The 1,798-nt window shown below is 62.6% G+C and carries 1 protein-coding gene and 1 pseudogene; one reads left to right on the top strand and one right to left on the bottom strand.

The genetic code is table 11. The features are described from left to right. Positions 1-110 (top strand): annotated as a pseudogene (locus AC0L28_RS34570) (IS6 family transposase); the annotation flags it as partial. A gap of 7 nt (positions 111-117) precedes the next feature. Here the strand turns inward: AC0L28_RS34570 and glmM are convergent. Then, complete coding sequence (gene glmM / locus AC0L28_RS34565; protein WP_473482959.1) at positions 118-1,470, bottom strand: phosphoglucosamine mutase; 1,353 nt, start codon at positions 1,468-1,470, stop codon at positions 118-120. Between the last annotated feature and the right edge of the window lie 328 nt (positions 1,471-1,798).

Genomic DNA, 1,798 nt, shown 5'->3' with positions numbered 1-1,798 from the left:
CCGAACACCGTCTGCGGAATCGATCGCGACGAGCGCTGAAGCCGATCCGCATCCGCAAGAGCAAGTACCTCAACAATTGGATCGAGCAGGACCATCGGCGCATCAATCGCCACTCGTCTAGGCAGCGGTCTTGATCTCGGCCATGACGCCGACGATGTCGTTCACCACCGTCTCGACCAGCTTCTGGTCGTCGCCCTCGGCCATAACCCGAATCAGGGGCTCGGTGCCGGAAGGCCGGATCACTAGGCGGCCGGACTTGCCGAGCCGGTTGCGGGCATCCTCGATCGCGGCCTTGACGGGTGCCGTCTCCAGGGGCTCGCCGCTGGAAAAGCGCACATTCTTCAGGAGCTGCGGCACCGGCTCGAACTTTTTGCAGATCTCGCTGACCGGCTTGTTCTGGCGCTTGATGCAGGCCAGCACCTGCAGCGCCGAGACCAGCCCATCGCCGGTGGTGGAGAAATCAGACAGCACGATATGGCCGGACTGCTCGCCGCCGACATTCAGCCCATGCGCGCGCATGTGCTCGACCACGTAACGGTCGCCGACCTGGGTTCGGTGAAGTTGCAGGCCGGCTTCACCGAGGAAGCGTTCGAGGCCAAGATTGGACATGACGGTGGCGACGACGCCGCCGCCTGCCAGGCGGCCGCTCTGATGCCAGGATTCGGCGATCAGCGCCATGATCTGGTCGCCGTCGACGACAGCGCCGTTCTCGTCGACGATGACCACGCGGTCGGCGTCGCCATCGAGCGCTATGCCGATGTCGGCGCGCACTTCATGAACCTTCTTGGAGAGGCCCACCGGGTGCGTCGAACCGCATTCCTCGTTGATGTTGAAGCCGTTCGGCTCGTTGTTGATGGTGATGACCTCGGCGCCGAGTTCCCAAAGCGCTGCCGGCGCCACCTTGTAGGCGGCGCCGTTGGCGCAATCGACCACGATGCGCAGGCCCGCCAGCGACATGGACCGCGGCAGAGTGCGCTTGGCGAATTCGATATAGCGGTCGTGCACGCCGTCCACGCGCTTGGCGCGCCCGAGCCCATCCGCGTCGGCCAGCGAAATGTCGACATCCTGGTCGAGCAGCGCCTCGATGCGCATTTCGATCTCGTCCGACAGCTTGTAGCCGTCGGGGCCGAACAGCTTGATGCCGTTATCGTAATAGGGGTTGTGCGAGGCCGAGATCATCACGCCGATATCGGCGCGCAGCGACCGCGCCAGCATGGCGACCGCCGGCGTCGGAATCGGCCCCAGCAGGAACACATCCATGCCGGCGGCACAGAAGCCCGCGACCAGCGCGTTCTCGATCATATAGCCCGACAGCCGCGTATCCTTGCCGAGCACGACGCGATGGCGATGGTGGCCGCGCTGGAACGACAGGCCGGCAGCCATGCCGACCTTCATCGCAACCTCGGCGGTCATCGGAAATTTGTTGGCCCCTCCCCGGATCCCGTCCGTTCCGAAATATCGTCTCGTCATCTTACTCGACGTGCCCATATATGATTCACCCAAGTGTCGCCTCGTGGACATTCCCACAGCCAGTGTACTGGCCGCTTGCCACTCCGCATCTTCTTTGCAGGATACCATGATTGTCAGGACGAAAGGTGTCCTTAGCTCACAATCTGGGGTGAGGACAAGAGCTGTACAAAATCTTGCGCTAAGCCCGAACGGATCGTGAAACTCATGCGGCTCGCCGGCTTGGGGTCGGTAGCCTAAGGGTTCGAAAGCCTTCGGGCAACTGATGCTCGGTGTCCCAGGTGTAGATGCCTGTCAGGTTGATATGTTCCCAACTCAGCGGCGAGATATG

The sequence above is a fragment of the Mesorhizobium sp. WSM4847 genome, assembly GCF_055811335.1.
The sequence above is the reverse complement of the archived record's forward strand: the minus strand, read 5'-3'. Positions and strand labels throughout refer to the sequence as shown.

Bases quoted from the DNA above. Each gene is read 5' to 3' on its own strand.
- glmM (WP_473482959.1), bottom strand. From the start codon at position 1,470: ATGACGAGACGATATTTCGGAACGGACGGGATCCGGGGAGGGGCCAAC.